The organism is Rhodococcus sp. NKCM2511, assembly GCF_014905595.1.
Taxonomy (GTDB): Bacteria; Actinomycetota; Actinomycetes; order Mycobacteriales; family Mycobacteriaceae; genus Rhodococcoides; species Rhodococcoides fascians.
Genome location: NZ_BNHJ02000001.1, coordinates 746,505 through 764,214, shown reverse-complemented (window position 1 = coordinate 764,214; position 17,710 = coordinate 746,505). Strand labels below are relative to the sequence as shown.

General features: G+C 63.8%; 17 protein-coding genes. 11 read left to right on the top strand and 6 right to left on the bottom strand.

Going from position 1 to position 17,710, the window contains the following annotated elements; all coding sequences use genetic code 11:
* Positions 1-4 precede the first annotated feature (4 nt).
* Positions 5-787, top strand: a complete 783-nt coding sequence (locus tag JLZ96_RS03395) for a fructosamine kinase family protein (RefSeq protein WP_236253820.1) — start codon at positions 5-7, stop codon at positions 785-787.
* A 10-nt stretch (positions 788-797) separates the two neighbouring features.
* On the opposite strand, the gene JLZ96_RS03390 is transcribed toward JLZ96_RS03395, so the two are convergent.
* Positions 798-1,397: a TetR/AcrR family transcriptional regulator gene (locus JLZ96_RS03390; protein WP_027496598.1), complete on the bottom strand. Its 600-nt coding sequence runs from the start codon at positions 1,395-1,397 to the stop codon at positions 798-800.
* A gap of 104 nt (positions 1,398-1,501) precedes the next feature.
* On the opposite strand from JLZ96_RS03390, the gene JLZ96_RS03385 reads away from it, so the two are divergent.
* The 7 genes from JLZ96_RS03385 (at position 1,502) to nrdF (ending at position 7,756) form a co-directional block, all read left to right on the top strand.
* On the top strand, positions 1,502-2,068 hold the full coding sequence (locus tag JLZ96_RS03385) for an NAD(P)H-dependent oxidoreductase (protein WP_027496599.1): 567 nt from the start codon (positions 1,502-1,504) through the stop codon (positions 2,066-2,068).
* A 43-nt stretch (positions 2,069-2,111) separates the two neighbouring features.
* Positions 2,112-2,234, top strand: coding sequence for a type B 50S ribosomal protein L36 (gene ykgO / locus JLZ96_RS03380; RefSeq protein WP_027496600.1), 123 nt, complete (start codon positions 2,112-2,114; stop codon positions 2,232-2,234).
* Between the two features lie 402 nt (positions 2,235-2,636).
* The gene (locus JLZ96_RS03375; RefSeq protein WP_027496601.1) at positions 2,637-2,870 is read left to right on the top strand and encodes a redoxin NrdH; all 234 of its coding nucleotides are present in this window, start codon (positions 2,637-2,639) and stop codon (positions 2,868-2,870) included.
* A gap of 24 nt (positions 2,871-2,894) precedes the next feature.
* A complete protein-coding gene (gene nrdI, locus JLZ96_RS03370; protein ID WP_027496602.1) occupies positions 2,895-3,356 on the top strand; it encodes a class Ib ribonucleoside-diphosphate reductase assembly flavoprotein NrdI in 462 nt (153 codons plus the stop codon).
* Positions 3,357-3,390: 34 nt separating this feature from the next.
* Positions 3,391-5,556 (top strand): class 1b ribonucleoside-diphosphate reductase subunit alpha, encoded by a 2,166-nt coding sequence (nrdE, locus tag JLZ96_RS03365; RefSeq protein WP_032370748.1) that lies wholly within the window; start codon positions 3,391-3,393, stop codon positions 5,554-5,556.
* Positions 5,557-5,647: 91 nt separating this feature from the next.
* Entirely contained in the window at positions 5,648-6,742 is a 1,095-nt protein-coding gene (locus JLZ96_RS03360) for a type IV toxin-antitoxin system AbiEi family antitoxin domain-containing protein (RefSeq protein WP_201009497.1), read from the top strand.
* 48 nt (positions 6,743-6,790) lie between these two features.
* Positions 6,791-7,756, top strand: coding sequence for a class 1b ribonucleoside-diphosphate reductase subunit beta (nrdF, locus tag JLZ96_RS03355; RefSeq protein ID WP_201009496.1), 966 nt, complete (start codon positions 6,791-6,793; stop codon positions 7,754-7,756).
* A 24-nt stretch (positions 7,757-7,780) separates the two neighbouring features.
* On the opposite strand, the gene JLZ96_RS03350 is transcribed toward nrdF, so the two are convergent.
* The 4 genes from JLZ96_RS03350 to JLZ96_RS03335 all read right to left on the bottom strand — a co-directional run bounded on the left by JLZ96_RS03350 (position 7,781) and on the right by JLZ96_RS03335 (position 10,489).
* On the bottom strand, positions 7,781-7,978 hold the full coding sequence (locus JLZ96_RS03350; protein ID WP_027496605.1) for a hypothetical protein: 198 nt from the start codon (positions 7,976-7,978) through the stop codon (positions 7,781-7,783).
* 3 nt (positions 7,979-7,981) lie between these two features.
* Entirely contained in the window at positions 7,982-8,899 is a 918-nt protein-coding gene (locus tag JLZ96_RS03345) for an SPFH domain-containing protein (RefSeq protein WP_027496606.1), read from the bottom strand.
* A gap of 98 nt (positions 8,900-8,997) precedes the next feature.
* Positions 8,998-9,471 (bottom strand): NUDIX domain-containing protein, encoded by a 474-nt coding sequence (locus JLZ96_RS03340; RefSeq protein WP_027496607.1) that lies wholly within the window; start codon positions 9,469-9,471, stop codon positions 8,998-9,000.
* A gap of 4 nt (positions 9,472-9,475) precedes the next feature.
* Positions 9,476-10,489, bottom strand: coding sequence for an iron-siderophore ABC transporter substrate-binding protein (locus JLZ96_RS03335; RefSeq protein WP_052067034.1), 1,014 nt, complete (start codon positions 10,487-10,489; stop codon positions 9,476-9,478).
* A gap of 373 nt (positions 10,490-10,862) precedes the next feature.
* Between JLZ96_RS03335 and ctaD the strand changes: the two genes are divergently transcribed.
* From ctaD to JLZ96_RS03320, 3 genes are all read left to right on the top strand, one after another.
* Positions 10,863-12,653: a cytochrome c oxidase subunit I gene (gene ctaD / locus JLZ96_RS03330; protein WP_027496609.1), complete on the top strand. Its 1,791-nt coding sequence runs from the start codon at positions 10,863-10,865 to the stop codon at positions 12,651-12,653.
* Between the two features lie 149 nt (positions 12,654-12,802).
* Entirely contained in the window at positions 12,803-14,029 is a 1,227-nt protein-coding gene (gene serB, locus JLZ96_RS03325) for a phosphoserine phosphatase SerB (RefSeq protein WP_027496610.1), read from the top strand.
* Positions 14,026-14,835, top strand: coding sequence for an aminoacyl-tRNA hydrolase (locus JLZ96_RS03320; protein ID WP_027496611.1), 810 nt, complete (start codon positions 14,026-14,028; stop codon positions 14,833-14,835). The genes serB and JLZ96_RS03320 overlap by 4 nt, the downstream gene beginning before the upstream one ends.
* A gap of 665 nt (positions 14,836-15,500) precedes the next feature.
* Here JLZ96_RS03320 and glgX read toward each other — a convergent pair.
* Positions 15,501-17,657: a glycogen debranching protein GlgX gene (glgX, locus tag JLZ96_RS03315; protein WP_052057338.1), complete on the bottom strand. Its 2,157-nt coding sequence runs from the start codon at positions 17,655-17,657 to the stop codon at positions 15,501-15,503.
* Positions 17,658-17,710 lie beyond the last annotated feature (53 nt).

Sequence of the window (17,710 nt, the reverse complement as noted above, 5' to 3'; positions counted from 1 at the left end):
CGACGTGAGCGGATCCACGGATACCTTCGTCAAGCGAGATACCCGCGCGCACCCGGACTTCTTCGAGGCCGAGGCGACGGGACTCGCGTGGCTCGGTGAGACAGGGGTGCCTGTCGTCGGTGTTCTCGATCGCGGACCGACGTTCATCGAACTCGAGCGGTTGACGGCCGCCCGTCCCACCGAGATCGCGGCCCGTCGATTTGGGCGCGCACTGGCCCGGATGCACGACGGCGGCGCGGCCGGATTCGGGGCTCCGCCGAATCGCCCGGACGGCACACCGTTTCCCGGGCAGTTGTTCATCGGCTCGCGGCCCATGACCAACACTGTCCACGCCACGTGGGGTTCGTTCTACGCCGCCGAGCGAGTGCTGCCGTTTCTGCGGATCGCGGTCGACGCCGGAAACGTGACGCAGTCCGAGGCGGCGACCGTCGAGGCGGCGTGCGAGCGGGTGGTGGACGGCGAGTTCGACGATGATGAACCGCCCAGTCGAATCCACGGAGACCTGTGGAACGGCAACGTCTTCTGGACCGATGCGGGTGTCGTGCTCATCGATCCCGCGGCACACGGCGGCCATCGCGAAACGGATCTGGCGATGGCGGCACTGTTCGGCTGTCCTCATCTGGACGCCATGGTCGACGGCTACGAGTCCGTGCACCCGCTGCGGACGGGGTGGCGCGACCGGACCGCCCTCCACCAGTTGCATCCTCTGGCCGTACATGCGGCCGGACACGGCCGTTCGTACGGAACTGCCTTGCATTCGGCGGCACTGTCGATCCTCGCGACGTGACCGACAACCGCTATGGGACGCGAGTTGCTCTGCGCACCAGATCTTCCCACCCGTCGGCCAGACGATCCATCGTCATTCCGAGGTCTCGGTACTGGTGCAGCACCAACGTGGCTTCCAGGGGTGTGAGCAGCCAGTAGGTGAGAAGTTCCAGGTCTCCCTCCACGCCGGCTGCACGGAGCAGAGACAGAACGTGTGTGAAATTGACCATGTGCGCCGGAGCCGAATACCGAGCGTCGGCCGAGCTTTCCGCGGCCCGCAGCACCTCACCCTGAACCCTGACGAACTCCAGCCGTGCCCGACCGAACGCGACGAGGCGGTCGATGGGATCGGCACCGGGCCCGAGCGGCGGTTCGCCGAACATGAACGAGCTCTGCAACATCTTCTCGGTGTGATCCAACAGGGCTCGCATCAACCCGGCGCGGTTGCCGAAGCGCCGGAACACGGTGCCTTTGCCGACGCCGGCCCTCGTTGCCACGGCTTCCATGGTGACGGCGTCGGCACCGAGGGTCGCCACCAGCTCCGTCGCGGCGTCGAGGAGCAGCCGGCGGTTGCGGGCAGCGTCACAGCGTTCGGAGTCTTCGCCTACTACGGGCAGCATCGGACCGGTCACCTGTTCAGGGTACCTCGCTGAGGAATACAAGTGGACCGCGGTCCGTTTGGATGGTATGAATTGACACGACGATCACGTCATCCGAACTTTCGAAGGAAGATTTCATGTCAGACGCACACGTACTCGTTCTCGTCGGAAGCCTGCGCGCCGAATCGGTGAACAAGCAGATTGCCGAGACTGCAGTCACCGTCGCACCGGCCGATGCCGAGATCGTGGTCTACGACGGGCTGGGCGACGTTCCCTTCTACAACGAGGACATCGACGTCGACGGCTCCGTGCCTGCGGCCGCCCTCGCACTGCGCGCCGCTGCCGAGAAGGCTTCTGCGCTGTTGTTGGTCACGCCCGAATACAACGGCACCATTCCGGCCGTGCTGAAGAACGCCATCGACTGGCTCTCACGTCCCTACGGTGCCGGTGCCATGGTGGGCAAGCCGGTCGTGGTCATCAGCGCATCGCCGAGCGGCAACGGGGCCAAGTGGGCCCACGAGGACACGAGCAAGGCCGTCCGCATCGCCGGCGGATCCGTACTCGAGGACGTCCAGCTCTCCATCGGCGGCACCATCGACAAGTTCGGGGCCGCCCACCCGCGTGAGAACGCCGAGGTGTCCGGTGAGATCGGCCATGTCGTGGCCGAGTTGGTCAAGGCGTCGAAGGAACTCATCAGCGCGTGACCGCTTGATGGTATCGGGAATCGTTTTCATGTAGCTTGGTCTCATGAAGGTGAGAAATTCTCTGAAATCGCTCAAGAACAAGCCCGGCGCCCAGGTGGTTCGCCGCCATGGGGTCGTGTTCGTGATCAACAAGAAGGAGCCGCGGTTCAAGGCGCGTCAACGCTGACACTCGCGTGATCTACGTGACGGCCCCTCGGAGCAACTCCGGGGGGCCGTCGTCGTGCGCGGGTGTCTTCGGTGATCGTCACTGTCGGGGCGACGGTCGGTAGTGACGAAAGACACCTCGTTTTGTGACGTCCGACACGCCGATGTGGGGTGGACGAGCGTCGGTCGCACGGCCGTGACCAGCGAATACCACGCATGTTGTTCGCAACATCTCGTGTTCTAGGCAGATGGGGGACACTAGGTGTAGTGTTTGACCCGCCGAGAGACCACAACTCGAAGAGCCCGAACGACGTGGGTTCGAGCAGGTCGCAGTCGCCCTGAGCGGGAGATGTTCTCGGTGCCACACGCAGAGCACATCGTCGCCATCGGTGCACCCGACGGCGACAACGGAAAGAGGGACACCATGAGCATCACCGTTTACACCAAGCCCGCCTGCGTCCAGTGCAATGCCACCTACCGCGCCCTCGACAAAGCGGGTATCGAGTACTCCGTCATCGACATCTCGCAGGACCCCGAGGCACGTGACTACGTCATGGCGCTCGGTTACCTGCAGGCCCCCGTCGTCGTCGCCGGTGACGACCACTGGTCCGGTTTCCGCCCGGATCGCATCAAGACCCTCGCGACGAACGCTGCTTGAACAGATCGAGAAAGTGAGTGAGCGGTGAGTTCACAACAGCAGTCCTCGAACTCACTCGTCTACTTCTCCAGCGCGTCGGAGAACACGCACCGTTTCGTGTCGAAGTTGGATATCCCCGCGACGCGCATTCCCTTACGAGATCCGGACGGCACGTTTCGCGTCGACTCTCCCTACGTCCTGATCGTGCCGACGTACGGCGGAGGAACGACGTACGCCGGCCGCGACACCAACTACGTCCCCAAGCGTGTGATCAAGTTTCTCAACGACAAGCACAATCGATCGTTGATCAGAGCCGTCATCGCTGCCGGAAACACCAATTTCGGTGACTCCTTCTGCTTTGCCGGAGACGTCATCTCGCAGAAATGCGCGGTTCCGTATCTCTACCGCTTCGAATTGATGGGCACCCCCGAGGACGTAGTGCGAGTCCGCGAGGGACTCGAAGACTTCTGGGAACGGGAAGTCCGTCGCGCTGCCCACACGCACTGAGCATCAACCACCACAGACCAGTAGGAGCACCGCCGTGGCACCGACCATCACCGACGCAGCACCCGCACCCGCGACCGTTCGCAGCGACGGTGACATGGACTATCACGCGCTCAACGCGATGCTCAACCTCTACGGGCCCAACGGTGAGATCCAGTTCGAGAAGGACCGCGAAGCTGCCAATCAGTACTTCCTGCAGCACGTCAACCAGAACACCGTGTTCTTCCACGACCTGGACGAGAAGCTGGACTACCTGGTCGAGGAGAACTACTACGAGCCCGAGGTTCTGGACCAGTACTCACGTGAGTTCGTGAAGTTCCTGATCAACCACGCGTACTCGAAGAAGTTTCGATTCCCGACCTTCCTCGGCGCGTTCAAGTACTACACCTCCTACACGCTCAAGACGTTCGACGGTAAGCGCTACCTCGAACGCTTCGAGGACCGTGTGTGCATGGTGGCATTGACGCTGGCGGCCGGTGACGAAGCCCTGGCCACCGATCTCGTGGACGAGATCATCGCCGGCCGATTCCAGCCCGCGACGCCCACCTTCCTCAACTCGGGCAAGAAGCAGCGCGGCGAGCCCGTCTCGTGCTTCCTGCTCCGCATCGAAGACAACATGGAGTCCATCGGACGATCCATCAACTCCGCGTTGCAGCTGTCCAAGCGCGGCGGCGGAGTTGCATTGCTGCTGAGCAACATTCGCGAAGCAGGTGCGCCGATCAAGCGGATCGAGAACCAGTCGTCCGGTGTCATCCCGATCATGAAGCTGCTCGAGGATTCGTTCTCGTACGCCAACCAGCTCGGGGCACGCCAGGGCGCGGGCGCGGTGTACCTGCACGCGCACCACCCCGATGTGTACAAGTTCCTCGACACCAAGCGTGAGAACGCCGACGAAAAGATCCGCATCAAGACGCTGTCCCTCGGAATCGTCATCCCGGACATCACGTTCGAGCTGGCGAAGAAGAACGAGGACATGTACCTGTTCTCGCCGTACGACGTCGAGCGCATCTACGGAGTGCCGTTCGCCGACATCAATGTCTCGGAGAAGTACTACGAGATGGTCGACGACAAGAGGATTCGCAAGACCAAGATCAAGTCGCGTGAATTCTTCCAGACTCTCGCCGAGCTGCAGTTCGAGTCCGGCTACCCGTACATCATGTACGAGGACACCGTCAATCGTGCGAACCCGGTGAAGGGCAAGATCACTCACTCCAACCTGTGCTCGGAGATTCTCCAGGTCTCGACGCCGTCAACGTTCAACGACGACCTCTCGTACAGCCATGTGGGCAAGGACATCTCGTGCAACCTGGGCTCGCTGAACATTGCCAAGACGATGGATTCGCCCGATTTCGGTAAGACCATCGCGGTGGCGATCCGTGGTCTGACTGCGGTGTCGGATCAGACCCACATCTTCTCGGTACCGTCGATCGAGCAGGGCAACAACGACTCTCACGCGATCGGCCTGGGTCAGATGAACCTGCACGGCTACCTCGCCCGCGAGCGCATTCACTACGGCTCGACCGAGGGAATCGACTTCACCAACATCTACTTCTACACGGTGCTGTTCCACGCCATCCAGGCCTCGAACCAGCTGGCCAAGGCTCGCGGCCAGTACTTCAAGGGTTTCCCGGATTCCAAGTACGCGTCGGGAGAGTTCTTCGACAAGTACACCGACCAGGTGTGGGAGCCTGCGACACCGAAGGTCGCGAAGTTGTTCGCCGACTCCGACGTCGCCATCCCGACCCAGGCCGACTGGGCCGCGCTGAAGGCGTCGGTGCAGGAGTACGGAATCTACAACCAGAACCTGCAGGCCGTTCCGCCGACCGGCTCGATCTCGTACATCAACAACTCGACCTCGTCGATTCACCCGGTGGCGTCGAAGATCGAGATCCGCAAGGAAGGCAAGATCGGCCGCGTCTACTACCCGGCACCGTATCTCGACAACGACAACCTGGATTACTACCAGGACGCGTACGAGATCGGCTACGAGAAGATCATCGATACCTACGCTGCCGCAACGCAACACGTCGATCAGGGCCTGTCCTTGACGCTGTTCTTCAAGGACACGGCCACCACCCGCGACATCAACCGCGCGCAGATCTACGCATGGCGCAAGGGCATCAAGACGCTGTACTACATCCGTCTGCGTCAGATGGCCCTCGAGGGCACCGAGGTCGAGGGCTGCGTCAGCTGCATGCTGTAGGGCTTCGCCGTCGTGCGCGTTTTGCGTACCTGGAGGGGCGCAAAACGCGCACGACGGAAGTTGTCGTACCCACTGGGCAGGATGGCCGGCCATGGAACATGGTCGGGGGGACGGTCGAGAACTTCAGGTTCTGATCGACACGCAGTGGGGGCTGTTCACTCAGTCGCAGGTCACGAAGTTGGGGTACAGCCGAAATCGAGTCCGCAAGCTAGTGGACAGTGGCGCGTGGATCGTTGTTCTGCGCGGCGTCTACTCGATCTTCACCGGACCGTTGACTCGGGATCGGATCCTGGTGGCAGCGCTTCTGTACGGAGGTGGGCACGCAATGCTGAGCCACCGCTCCGCAGCCGAAGAATGGGGATTGCGACGGCCCGATCCCGATTCGGCCGTCCACGTCACCGTGCCGTACGGAAAGTCTGCATGCAATCAGCGCCCGACGCTGCGCTCGGTCCCCAGGGCCGGAACGAGGCTGGTGGCGGGCATCGGACTATCGCTGCATCCCGGAGTGGTGGTGCACCGATCTCGTGCGCACCGGCACATCGGCGTACCAGGGGATATGCCGCGAACGACGCTGGTGGGCACTGCACTCGATCTCGCGGTGTCGGAACCTACGCCGAGGCAGGCTTTCCACAGCTTGGTGTCGTCGGTGACTCAGCGGCGAATTCGATTGACGGACGTTCGGGAGCAGATCGCTGTCCGCAGGCCGTACCGGTATCTCACAGCGCTGACCGAAGCCGTCGACTTGCTCGCGAACGGCGTTCAGTCTGTTCTCGAACTCGAATATGCGACCAACGTCGAAGAGGCTCACGGGCTCCCTGCTGCCGAACGGCAGAGCGAGATAAAGGTCGACGGGCGGACACTCTACGAGGACGTCGTGTACCGAGTTGGATCTCGTACGCTGACCGTGCGCCTGGACGGTCGTCGGTTCCATTCGATGCAAGAGGTCGCATTCCGCGATCGGCGACGTGACAATGCTTCGGAACTCGCCGGGCGTGCGCGACTCGTTTTCGGGTACGAGGAGGTCAGCAGCGATCCGTGCGGCGTCGCAGGAGACGTGGCGCAGGTTCTTCGACGTGAGGGCTGGGAGGGCGAACTCACGTCGTGCGCGTTGTGCGCCCCTCCAGGTACGCAAAACGCGCACGACACAGATCTTGTGTTAGCTATTGATGTCGGACACAACGGGTAGTGTTCAAGCAAGCCAATATTCGGCAGATTCTCTCGGTAGATAGGACACATGGTGAAGCTGATCGATCGCGTTTCCGCAATCAACTGGAATCGGGTCCAGGACGACAAGGACTCCGAAGTCTGGGAGCGTCTCACCAGTAATTTCTGGCTGCCCGAGAAGGTGCCGGTGTCCAACGACATCCCGTCGTGGGCCACTCTGACCGCCGTCGAGAAGCAGCTGACGATGCGCGTGTTCACCGGACTGACCCTGCTGGACACGATTCAGGGGACGGTCGGTGCCGTCAGCCTCATTCCCGACGCCATCACTCCGCACGAGGAGGCGGTGTACACCAACATCGCGTTCATGGAGTCGGTGCACGCGAAGAGCTACAGCTCCATCTTCTCCACCCTCAGCTCCACCCGCGACATCGACGATGCATTCCGCTGGTCCGAGGAGAACGTCAACCTCCAGCGCAAAGCCGAGATCGTGCTGAGCTTCTATCACGGTGACGACCCGCTCAAGCGCAAGGTTGCCTCGACGCTCCTCGAGTCGTTCCTCTTCTACTCCGGCTTCTACCTGCCGATGTACTGGTCCTCACGGGCCAAGCTGACCAACACGGCGGACCTGATCAGGCTGATCATTCGCGACGAGGCCGTCCACGGGTACTACATCGGATACAAGTACCAGAAGGGTCTCGAGAAGGTCAGCGAGGAGCGGCGCGAGGAACTCAAGAACTACACGTTCGAGTTGCTGTTCGAGTTGTACGACAACGAGGTCGAGTACACCCAGGATCTGTACGACGAGATCGGTCTGACCGAGGACGTCAAGAAGTTCCTGCGCTACAACGCCAACAAGGCACTGAACAACCTCGGCTACGAGGGTCTGTTCCCCAAGGACGAGACGGATGTGAATCCGGCAATTCTGTCGGCACTGTCACCCAACGCCGACGAGAACCACGACTTCTTCTCCGGCTCGGGATCCTCGTACGTCATCGGAAAGGCCGTCAACACCGAAGACGAGGACTGGGACTTCTAGAAACCCATCCTCGCGCCGGGCCGCTCACTCCTTCGGTGGGCGGCCCGGCGCGCGAATGTCTTTGGCCTCCTTCGGCATTCGGCCCTGCTCGCTCAGTGCTCGACGCAGTAGGAACTCGATCTGAGCGTTGGTGCTTCGGAGCTCGTCGGAGGCCCAGCGGGCAAGAGCGTCGTGCACCGCTGGGTCCAGCCGAAGCAGAATTTTCTTACGCTCGACGGCCATGGCTCACTGGTACAGCGATCCGGTGTTGACGACGGGCTGGGTATCGCGATCGCTGCACAACACGACGAGCAGATTCGACACCATGGCCGCTTTCCGCTCCTCGTCGAGTTCCACGACGTGTTTCTCCTCGAGCTTCGAGAGTGCCATCTCCACCATTCCCACCGCACCTTCGACGATCTGCTGACGCGCTGCGATGACAGCTCCGGCCTGCTGGCGTCGCAGCATGGCCTGCGCGATCTCCGGAGCATAGGCAAGACGGTTGATGCGGGTCTCGATCACCTCGACGCCGGCCGATCGCACCCGCGCGTGTACTTCCTCCGACATGGCGGCGGTGATCTCGTCGGCGTTCTCGCGCAACGACATTCGTCCTTCGGCGTCGTACGGGTAGCTACCGGCGATATGACGGACGGCCGATTCGGTCTGGACGGCGACGAACTCCTCGTAATCGTCGACCTGGAAGGACGCCAGGGCGGTATCGGCAACCTGCCAGACGACGATGGCAGAGATCTCGATCGGATTGCCGTCGGCGTCGTTGACCTTCGATTGACCGGTCTCGTGGTTGCGAATTCGCGTCGAGATGGCCCTGCGGTACGTCAACGGATTGGTCCAGCGCAGCCCCGGTGTACGCAGCGTCCCGCTGTACGAACTGCCGAGTAGCTGCAGAACGCGAGCTTGATTCGGTTGCACCAGAGTCAATCCCATGAGTGCCGGCAGCGAGAGCACGAACAGGACGACTCCGACGACCGTGAGCCCCACCACGGAGAAGACCAGTCCGAGAGCGAACGCGGCGATTCCGCCGAGAAACAGCGCGAGACCGACGCCGAGCATCGACCAGCCCGGCAGATCCCAGCCGGTGCGCTCGGCGATGGTCGTGGTCGGTGTACCCGTCGGCTTCTCGGCGACGGTAGCGGGTGCGGACATGAGAACCTCCCTCTCGATGTTGATAGTAAAGTGATATCACATTACGAATCGAAACAGGGACGGTTCGGTGGAGCTGTGTACTCGGTGCGGCAGGGGAGTCAGCGTCGAAACCATGCCGACGGGTCGTCGGCGATGGCTTTCTCGATTCGCAATCGCGAAGTGGCCGTGAGGTTTTCGGGTAGGCCATCGAGCTCGAACCAGGCCACATCGAGGTTCTCGTCGTCGGCGACATGAGGAGTGCCGCCGGTGTAGCGAGCGAGGAACGTGATGTCCAGATACTGCGCGACGTCGCCGTTGGGGTACGTGATGGGCTCCGTCACGTCGACGCTCGTCAGGCGCACGATCGTGGCGTCCACACCGGTCTCCTCACCGATCTCACGCAGCGCGGCGGGTGCAGGTTCCTCGCCGGGTTCGAGGATTCCGGACACCACGGCCCAGGTGTTGTTGTCTGCCCGCAGAGTCAGCAGCACGCGCCGATCGTCGTCGAGAACGACTGCGCTGACGCCGGACAGCCACAGCGGGGACGTGCCGACGACGCTGCGCAGCGCCTGAACGAAGTCCGGGATAGGCATCGCGTCAGGACACGTAGGCGTTCAGAGAAGCGGACAGGTCGGCCAGAACGGCCCGCGCCGCGACGACCCCGCTGCCCGACCAGACCGTGTCGTTCACCGCGAACACCCGCCCGTCGGTGACCGAGCCGAGAGCGTGCCACGCGTCGCCGTCCATCACCTCACGGCCGAAGGTCTCGCCGTCCGGACCCGCGAATCGCACGTAGACGATGTCGCCCTCGACGGGCTCCAGGTTGCCGGGCTCGACCGAGAAACCGGTGTCACGCTGATTCTGTGGCCGTGCCACGCCGACCTCGGCGAGCACCTGGCCGGCGAACGAATCTTGGCCGTCGACCTCGACGGAATCGGCATCGAATCGGATGACCGACGCCTGCGTCTGGGTTGCATCGATCTCGCGACCGACGCGTTCGGCATCCGCGGAGAACGACGCGAGCTGGTCGAATCCTGCCTGGCCTCGACCCAAGGCGGCTGCGGACTGCAGAAAAGTGTCTTTCCATCCCTGTCCGGTCGCGGTGAACACGGTCGGCGCGATGGCAGTCAGCGAATCGTAGGTATCGGATCCGAGAGAATCGGCCCCCAGGATCAGGTCCGGGGCGAGGGCGGCGATCGCATCGAGGTCGGGGGCACCGACCGGGCCGACCGACGGAACCGACGCCAGGCCGGTACCCAGGTACAGCGGCTGGTCTCCGTCTCCCCGGAAGTCGGGGTCGAGCGTGGCCGCGCCGACGACGCGTTCCCAGATCCCGACCGCGCAGCTGGCGTCGAGGCCTGCAGCGTCGAGGACGACGATGCGCTGTGGATCGGCCGGGATGGCACTGATGCCCTCGGCGTGCCCGACGGGGCGCGTATCGCCCTCGACTCCAGTCGGGTCGAGTGGGGCAAGTGCGGGACACAGTCCGACGGTGTCCCGGTTGTTACCGACCACCCCCGCTCCGGCAATGTTCGTCGTACTGCGAACGATGGTGGATGCGTCGTCCTCGGTCGCGGAGTCGGAGCATCCGGTCAACGCCACGGCTGCCATCAGACAGACAGCGGCCGCCGTGCCCGTGGTGTGTGGCGCGAACCGGCGGGGGAGTCGTGGTCGAAGTGGCAACGCGGAACTTCTTTCTGCGGGTCGGGTGGTCTCACACAGTAACGGAAATCGCCTCGCGCAGAGCACTGCCGCGGACCCTTCTCGGCCATCTGCTCGCACGGTGTTCCGGGGTGTGTCGGAGGGCTCGTAAAGGCCGACGGCGCAGGCAGATCGCACCCCGAACCATGGTTCGATCGAATCCAATACGACACACGGTAGGACCGGTTCGGCAAGCGTCGGTCCGACGGTCTACGATTCGAGTAGCGCACGACTAGTGACGTCGCCTCGTGATTCGGGGTCGGACGCGCAATCAGGAGGATCTGTGACTGCCCTAGCGCCTAGGCCCGCTCCCGCGGTGGATGCTGCTCGGCCTTTCCCGCCGCGGATGGGACCGAAGGGTTCGTTCATCCACAAGGCGGTGACCACAACCGATCCCAAGGTTCTCGGGATCATGTACATCGCGACGTCGTTCGCCTTCTTCCTCGTCGGTGGACTGATGGCGCTGTTGATGCGCGCCGAGTTGGCCGTGCCGGGGATGCAGTTCCTGTCCAACGAGCAGTACAACCAGCTGTTCACGATGCACGGCACCATCATGTTGCTGCTGTACGCAACGCCGATCGTGTTCGGCTTCGCCAACTACATTCTTCCGCTGCAGATCGGTGCGCCGGACGTGGCGTTCCCGCGTCTCAACGCGTTCTCCTACTGGCTGTACCTGTTCGGTGCGCTGATCACCACGGCCGGCTTCATCACCCCGGGTGGCGCAGCCGACTTCGGATGGACGGCGTACACGCCTCTCACCTCTGCTCTGCACTCGCCCGGTGTCGGTGCCGACCTGTGGATCATGGGCCTCGCCGTCGCCGGTCTGGGAACCATCCTCGGTGGCGTCAACATGATCACCACGGTGATCTGCCTCCGCGCCCCCGGTATGACGATGTTCCGGATGCCCATCTTCACCTGGAACATCCTGGTCACGTCGATTCTTATCCTGCTGGCGTTCCCGCTGCTGACCGCCGCACTGCTCGGCCTTGCCGCCGACCGCCACCTGGGCGCGCATCTCTTCGACCCGGCAACGGGCGGAGTGCTGCTGTGGCAGCACCTGTTCTGGTTCTTCGGGCACCCCGAGGTCTACATCATCGCGTTGCCGTTCTTCGGAATCGTGTCCGAGGTGTTCCCGGTGTTCTCCCGCAAGCCGATCTTCGGTTACTCGGGTCTGATCTACGCGACGATCGCCATCGCTGCACTGTCGATCGCCGTGTGGGCCCACCACATGTACGCCACCGGCGCGGTACTGCTGCCGTTCTTCTCGTTCATGACATTCCTCATCGCTGTTCCGACCGGTGTGAAGATCTTCAACTGGGTCGGCACGATGTGGCGCGGACAGGTCACGCTCGAAACGCCCATGCTGTTCTCGATCGGCTTCCTCATCACGTTCGTGTTCGGCGGACTGACCGGTGTGCTGTTGGCTTCGCCTCCCATCGACTTCCAGGTCACCGACACGTACTTCGTCGTCGCCCACTTCCACTACGTGGTGTTCGGCACCGTGGTGTTCGCGACCTACGCAGGAATCTACTTCTGGTTCCCGAAGATGACGGGCCGGATGATGGACGAGGCTCTGGGCAAGTGGCACTTCTGGCTGACGTTCTTCGGATTCCACGCCACGTTCCTGGTGCAGCACTGGCTCGGTAACGAAGGCATGCCGCGTCGCTACGCCGACTACCTGCCGTCCGACGGCTTCACCGAACTGAACATCATCTCGACCATCGGTGCGTTCATCCTCGGTGCCTCGACACTGCCGTTCGTCTGGAACGTGTTCAAGTCGTACCGATACGGTGAGGTCGTCACAGTCGACGATCCGTGGGGTTACGGAAACTCGCTGGAGTGGGCCACCTCGTGCCCGCCCCCGAGGCACAACTTCACCGAGCTGCCCCGGATTCGTTCCGAGCGTCCGGCGTTCGAGCTGCACTACCCGCACATGGTCGAGCGGATGCGGTCCGAAGCGCACGTCGGTCCTGGTGCTCATGGTGGCAAGACCACCGCGGTACTCGAACAGGCCCGCCGGGCTCCGATCGCGACCAGCGATCACGAAGGTTCGGGCGACCCGGATCCCCGGTAGTCCACAGCACAGCGAGAGCCCCTCCCGGCTACCGGGCGGGGCTCTTCGCTTGCGACAATCTTCCCTGCGCGTCCGGCCCGTTCGGCGGCAGTCGCGGGACACGAGCAGGGCACACCAGTAATGGGGGGACAGTGCGAAAGGGAGATTCGGTGAGATCGAGCGACACTGCGGTGTTGGTAACGGTGACGGGACCCGACAAACCAGGTGTCACATCGGTGCTGTTCGCGGCCCTGTCGCGGCACGACGTCAGCCTGCTCGACGTGGAGCAGGTGGTCATCCGCAACAGGCTGACCCTCGGTGTGTTGCTGACCTGTCCACGCGATCCCGAGGCGCTCCAGGAAGAACTCGAAGACGCGATGGCCACCGTGGGCGTCCATGTCGATGTCGAGATCGACGCGGCACAGAACGGTGGACGCACACTGGCCACGCATGTCGTCGTCGTGCTCGGCCGTCCGGTCACCGCGCGAGCATTCAGCACCATCTCGAGAGAATTGGCCCGGCAGGGGACCAACATCGATTCCATCCGTGGGATCGCGGACTACCCGGTGACGGGCCTCGAACTTCAGGTCACCGCCACCGACACCTCGCCTGAGGCAGACCTCCAGCTACGCACCGGCCTCGCCGCGATCGCAGCGGGAATCGGCGTCGACATCGCAGTGGAGCGAGCCGGCATCGCACGGAGGTCGAAACGACTCATCGTGTTCGACGTGGACTCGACGTTGGTCCAGGGCGAGGTCATCGAGATGCTTGCCGCCCGGGCCGGGCGCGAAGACGAGGTACGTGCCGTCACCGAGGCGGCGATGCGCGGGGAGATCGACTTCGCCGAGTCGTTGGAACAGCGTGTCGCAGCGCTGGCCGGCCTGGACGCATCCGTCATCGACGACGTCGCCGACAGCTTGGAGCTGACGGCGGGGGCTCGAACGACCATCCGGACGCTTCGGCGTCTCGGTTTCGCCTGCGGTGTCGTATCGGGTGGATTCCGCCAGGTGATCGAGGGTTTGGCTCACGAACTCGAACTCGACTACGTCAAGGCCAACACACTCGAGATCGTCGACGGGAAGTTGACCGGCCGCGTCATCGGCGACGTCGTCGACCGTGCTGCGAAGGCGACCGCACTGCGGGAGTTCGCCGCCCAAGCCGGAGTGCCGATGGAGCAGACGGTCGCGGTCGGCGACGGTGCCAACGACATCGACATGCTCACCGCGGCCGGGCTCGGCGTTGCGTTCAACGCCAAGCCCGCGCTACGCGAGATCGCCGACACTGCGATCTCGCACCCGTACTTGGACGCCGTCCTGTTCATTCTCGGGGTCACCCGAAACGAGATCGAAGCCGCGGATGCCGTCGACGGGGGAGTCCGCCGCGTCCCGATCCCATGACCGACGCCCCCGCCGTCGGCGACTCCGTCGATCGGGACCGTGCCGGGTCGACGTCCGATACGGCTGAACCCGAGCAGTTCTCGGACGCCAACACCTTCGCCTCGCGTCACGCCGAGTTGGCCCGCGGCTACGGCGGTGCCGAGGATCCCGAGGACCCGTCTGAGGTTCTGGCCATGCCCATGGTGCTGCACATACCCAAGGCCGACCCGCCGGTGCGCAACGACCTACTCGAAGCCGCCGCCCGAGCCGTCGTGGCGCTGTGCCTCGACCCACGGGTCGGTGTCGACGCCTCGTGGCACGAGCCTTTCGTTGCGTGGACCTCGGCGCGGATCAGGAAGGTGGCCCGCCGTGCCCGCGGCGCGCAATGGACTGCAGCGCAGGAAGTTCCGGGTGTCACGGTCGAGGTCGGGAACGCTTCGGCCCGTGCTTTCGTGCCGGGCCGCGTCGGCGATCTGGATCCGCGCATCAAGCGTCTTCAGATCGGCGGCACCGACGTACCGGCCGAAGAAGAGTCACCGCCGAGCGCCGGGCCGGTGCTGTGGATCGACGCGTCCCTGTCGATGACGGTGGGCAAGGCCGCCGCGCAGGTGGGTCATGCGTCGATGTTGCTGGCCGGTGCGATGAGCCTCGACGACTGTCGAGCCTGGGCCGATTCCGGTTTTGCCTGTTCGGTTCGATCGGCGGATCCGGAGCAGTGGACGCACGCGCTGGACGAGGTCCGCGCGGGTCGCGCCGTCGCAGTCCGAGATGCTGGTTTCACCGAAGTGGCTCCCGGTTCGACGACCGTGATCGCTGTCCGGATGTAACGCAGCATCGGCCGGGGGTCCACTGTCGCGTAACTGGCTATCGAACGAGGTATCCAGTGGCCGGACACTGACACCATGCCTTTCTCACCGCTACGCGTCGCCGGCCGTCGTCTCCCGTCTCGCCTGACGGCGCTCTACGTCGGCCTGTGGCTGTACGGCGCGTCCATGTCGCTGATGATCGCCGGTGGGCTCGGCGTCAACCCCTGGGATGTGTTCCACCAAGGTCTGTCGCGGCACCTGTCACTCAGCTTCGGAACCATCACTGCCATCACCGGCGTGGCGGTGCTCCTGATGTGGATACCGCTGCGGCAGCGTCCGGGTTTGGGGACCGTGAGCAACGTGATCGTCATCGCTGTCGCCGTGGATACGACGTCGGCGATTCTGCCCCATCTGGACGGGCCGATCGTTCGGACACTGGCAATGGTGTCGGGCATCGTCGTCAATGCCTTCGCCACGGCGCTCTACATCGGTGCGGGAATGGGCCCGGGCCCCCGAGACGGTTTGATGACCGGGTTGGTGGCGCGCACCGGATGGTCGATTCGCCTCACTCGCACGGGAATCGAACTGACAGTGGTACTCACCGGCTGGCTGCTCGGCGGAACTCTCGGTGTGGGTACGGTGCTCTACGCGCTCGGGGTAGGACCGCTCGTGCAGCTGTTCATGACTCACCTACCGGCGCTGCGGAACACGAGAACGGTCGAGCCGGTCACCGAAATCTTCGAACCTGCCTCGAGTGCAGTGGTATCGGGTGGGACGCCGTCCACGCGAGAGGAATCGAGGACGGGCACGAATCGAGACGACGACCAACTGGGGCAGGCCAGCGTGATCTCCGCGGGACCGCCGGAATGCAAGATCAGCAACGAACTCGCGTCGTCCACCTGCCCGCCGTCGGAGGCGTAGGAACGCACGTCGGACCCGTCGACCCAGGCGGAGATCGTGCGCACCGAATCGTCGTTCCATCTGTCGTGATCGAATTCGATTCCGGCGGAATCGAACCAGACGAGGTCCGGTCGACCGGTCGGCGTCGCCCGGCCGGTGAAGAACTCCTGCTGACGCAGTGTCGGGGCGCTCGCACGTACGCGCAGCAGGCGCGCGACGAATCGAATCATGTTCTGATCCGCGCTGTCCCAGTCGACGGCCCAGGCGTCGGATGCCGGTGCATCGTGAGATACGCAGTAGGCGTTGTTGTTTCCGCCCTGGCTGTGGCCGAGTTCGTCACCTGCGAGCAGCATCGGTGTTCCGGTCGACAGCGTCAGGGTGGCAAGCAGAGCACGGACGTGTCGTCCACGGTCGTCGAGGACGGAGGGATCGTCGGTCGGACCCTCGACGCCGTAGTTGACCGAGGAGTTGTTGTCGGTGCCGTCTCTGTTCTCTTCGCCGTTGGCTTCGTTGTGCTTTCGTTCGTACGAGACCAGATCGTGTGCGGTGAATCCGTCGTGTGCGGTGACGAAATTGATCGACGCCCACGGCAGTCGACCGCTGCCGGCATAGAGGTCCTCGGAACCGGCCAGGCGGGAAGCCAATTCGCGCACTCCGTGATGGCCGGCCCAGAATCCTCGCACAGTATCTCGGTAGCGGTCGTTCCACTCGGACCACATGACCCCGAAGTTGCCCACCTGATATCCGGCACCGGTCGCATCCCAGGGTTCGGCGATCAACTTGACGCCCGACAGCAAGGGATCGGTACCGATCGCCGTCAACAGCGGTGCACGAGAATCGAATCGCCAACCGCCCGGTCGGCCGAGCGTACTGGCCAGGTCGAATCGGAATCCGTCCACGCCCATGTCCTGCACCCAGTACCGCAGGCTGTCGCACACCATGCGAACCACGGCGGGAGACGCCGAATCGAGTGTGTTGCCGCAACCGGTCAGGTCGACGTCGGATCCGCGACCGTCGAGCAGGTAGTACCCCGGCGCGTCGAGACCCCGCCAACTGATCGACGGCCCGTCGACCGCGGATTCGCACGTGTGGTTGTAGACCACGTCGAGAATTACTTCGATTCCTGCGCTGTGCAACGCGTCGACCATCGTCCGGAACTCGTCCACTTCGTTGCCTCGTACGGCGGCGAAACGCGGATCGGGAGCGAAATACGCGCCCGTGGAGTAGCCCCAATGGTTTCGCATCCCTCGAGCGCGTACCCCGGGTTCGGTGAACGTGGTGTGGACCGGCAGCAATTCGACCGACGTGATGCCCGTTCGAGCCAGGTGTTCGAGTACGGCCGGTTGCGCGAGCCCGAGGTAGGTGCCACGGAGGTGTTCGGGTACGCCGTTGTGGCGCGCGGTGAACGACCCGACGTGCAATTCGTAGAGCACGGTTCTGTCCCAGGGAACGGCAGGCCGAACCGGCCGGTCGCCGTTGTCCGACGATCCGCGGACGACGCCGAGCGGGAGGTGGCCGAGGGAATCGCGACTGCTGGGGGCTCCGAACGGGTCGTCCTCGTAGGCCAACAGGGCCGCGGGATCCCCGAAGTCCCCGGACACCTGGCGGGCGGACGGGTCGAGCAGGATCTTGGCCCCGTTGAATCGTCGGCCCGAGTGGGGATCCCAGGTGCCGTGCGCGCGAAAGCCGTACCGCACGCCTGGTCCGACGTCAGGGACGAAGGTATGTCTGATGCCGAAGGTCCGGTTGGTCAACTCCACGCGCCGCTCGCCGCCGTCCGGGTCGATCAGACATACCTCGACGCCATCCGCACCGGGAGCGTGGACTGCGAATTGCGTACCACTGGGATGCGCAGTGGCACCCAGGGGGAACGGCTGCCCGGGCGGGTTCACGCGAGTGACCCCGTCGACGGGACGGCGGGAGGTGCGAGGTACATCGTCAATGGGCGACACGCGTGCACATCCTGCCGTGTCTGCGCGGGCAGTGTGCGGGAGGA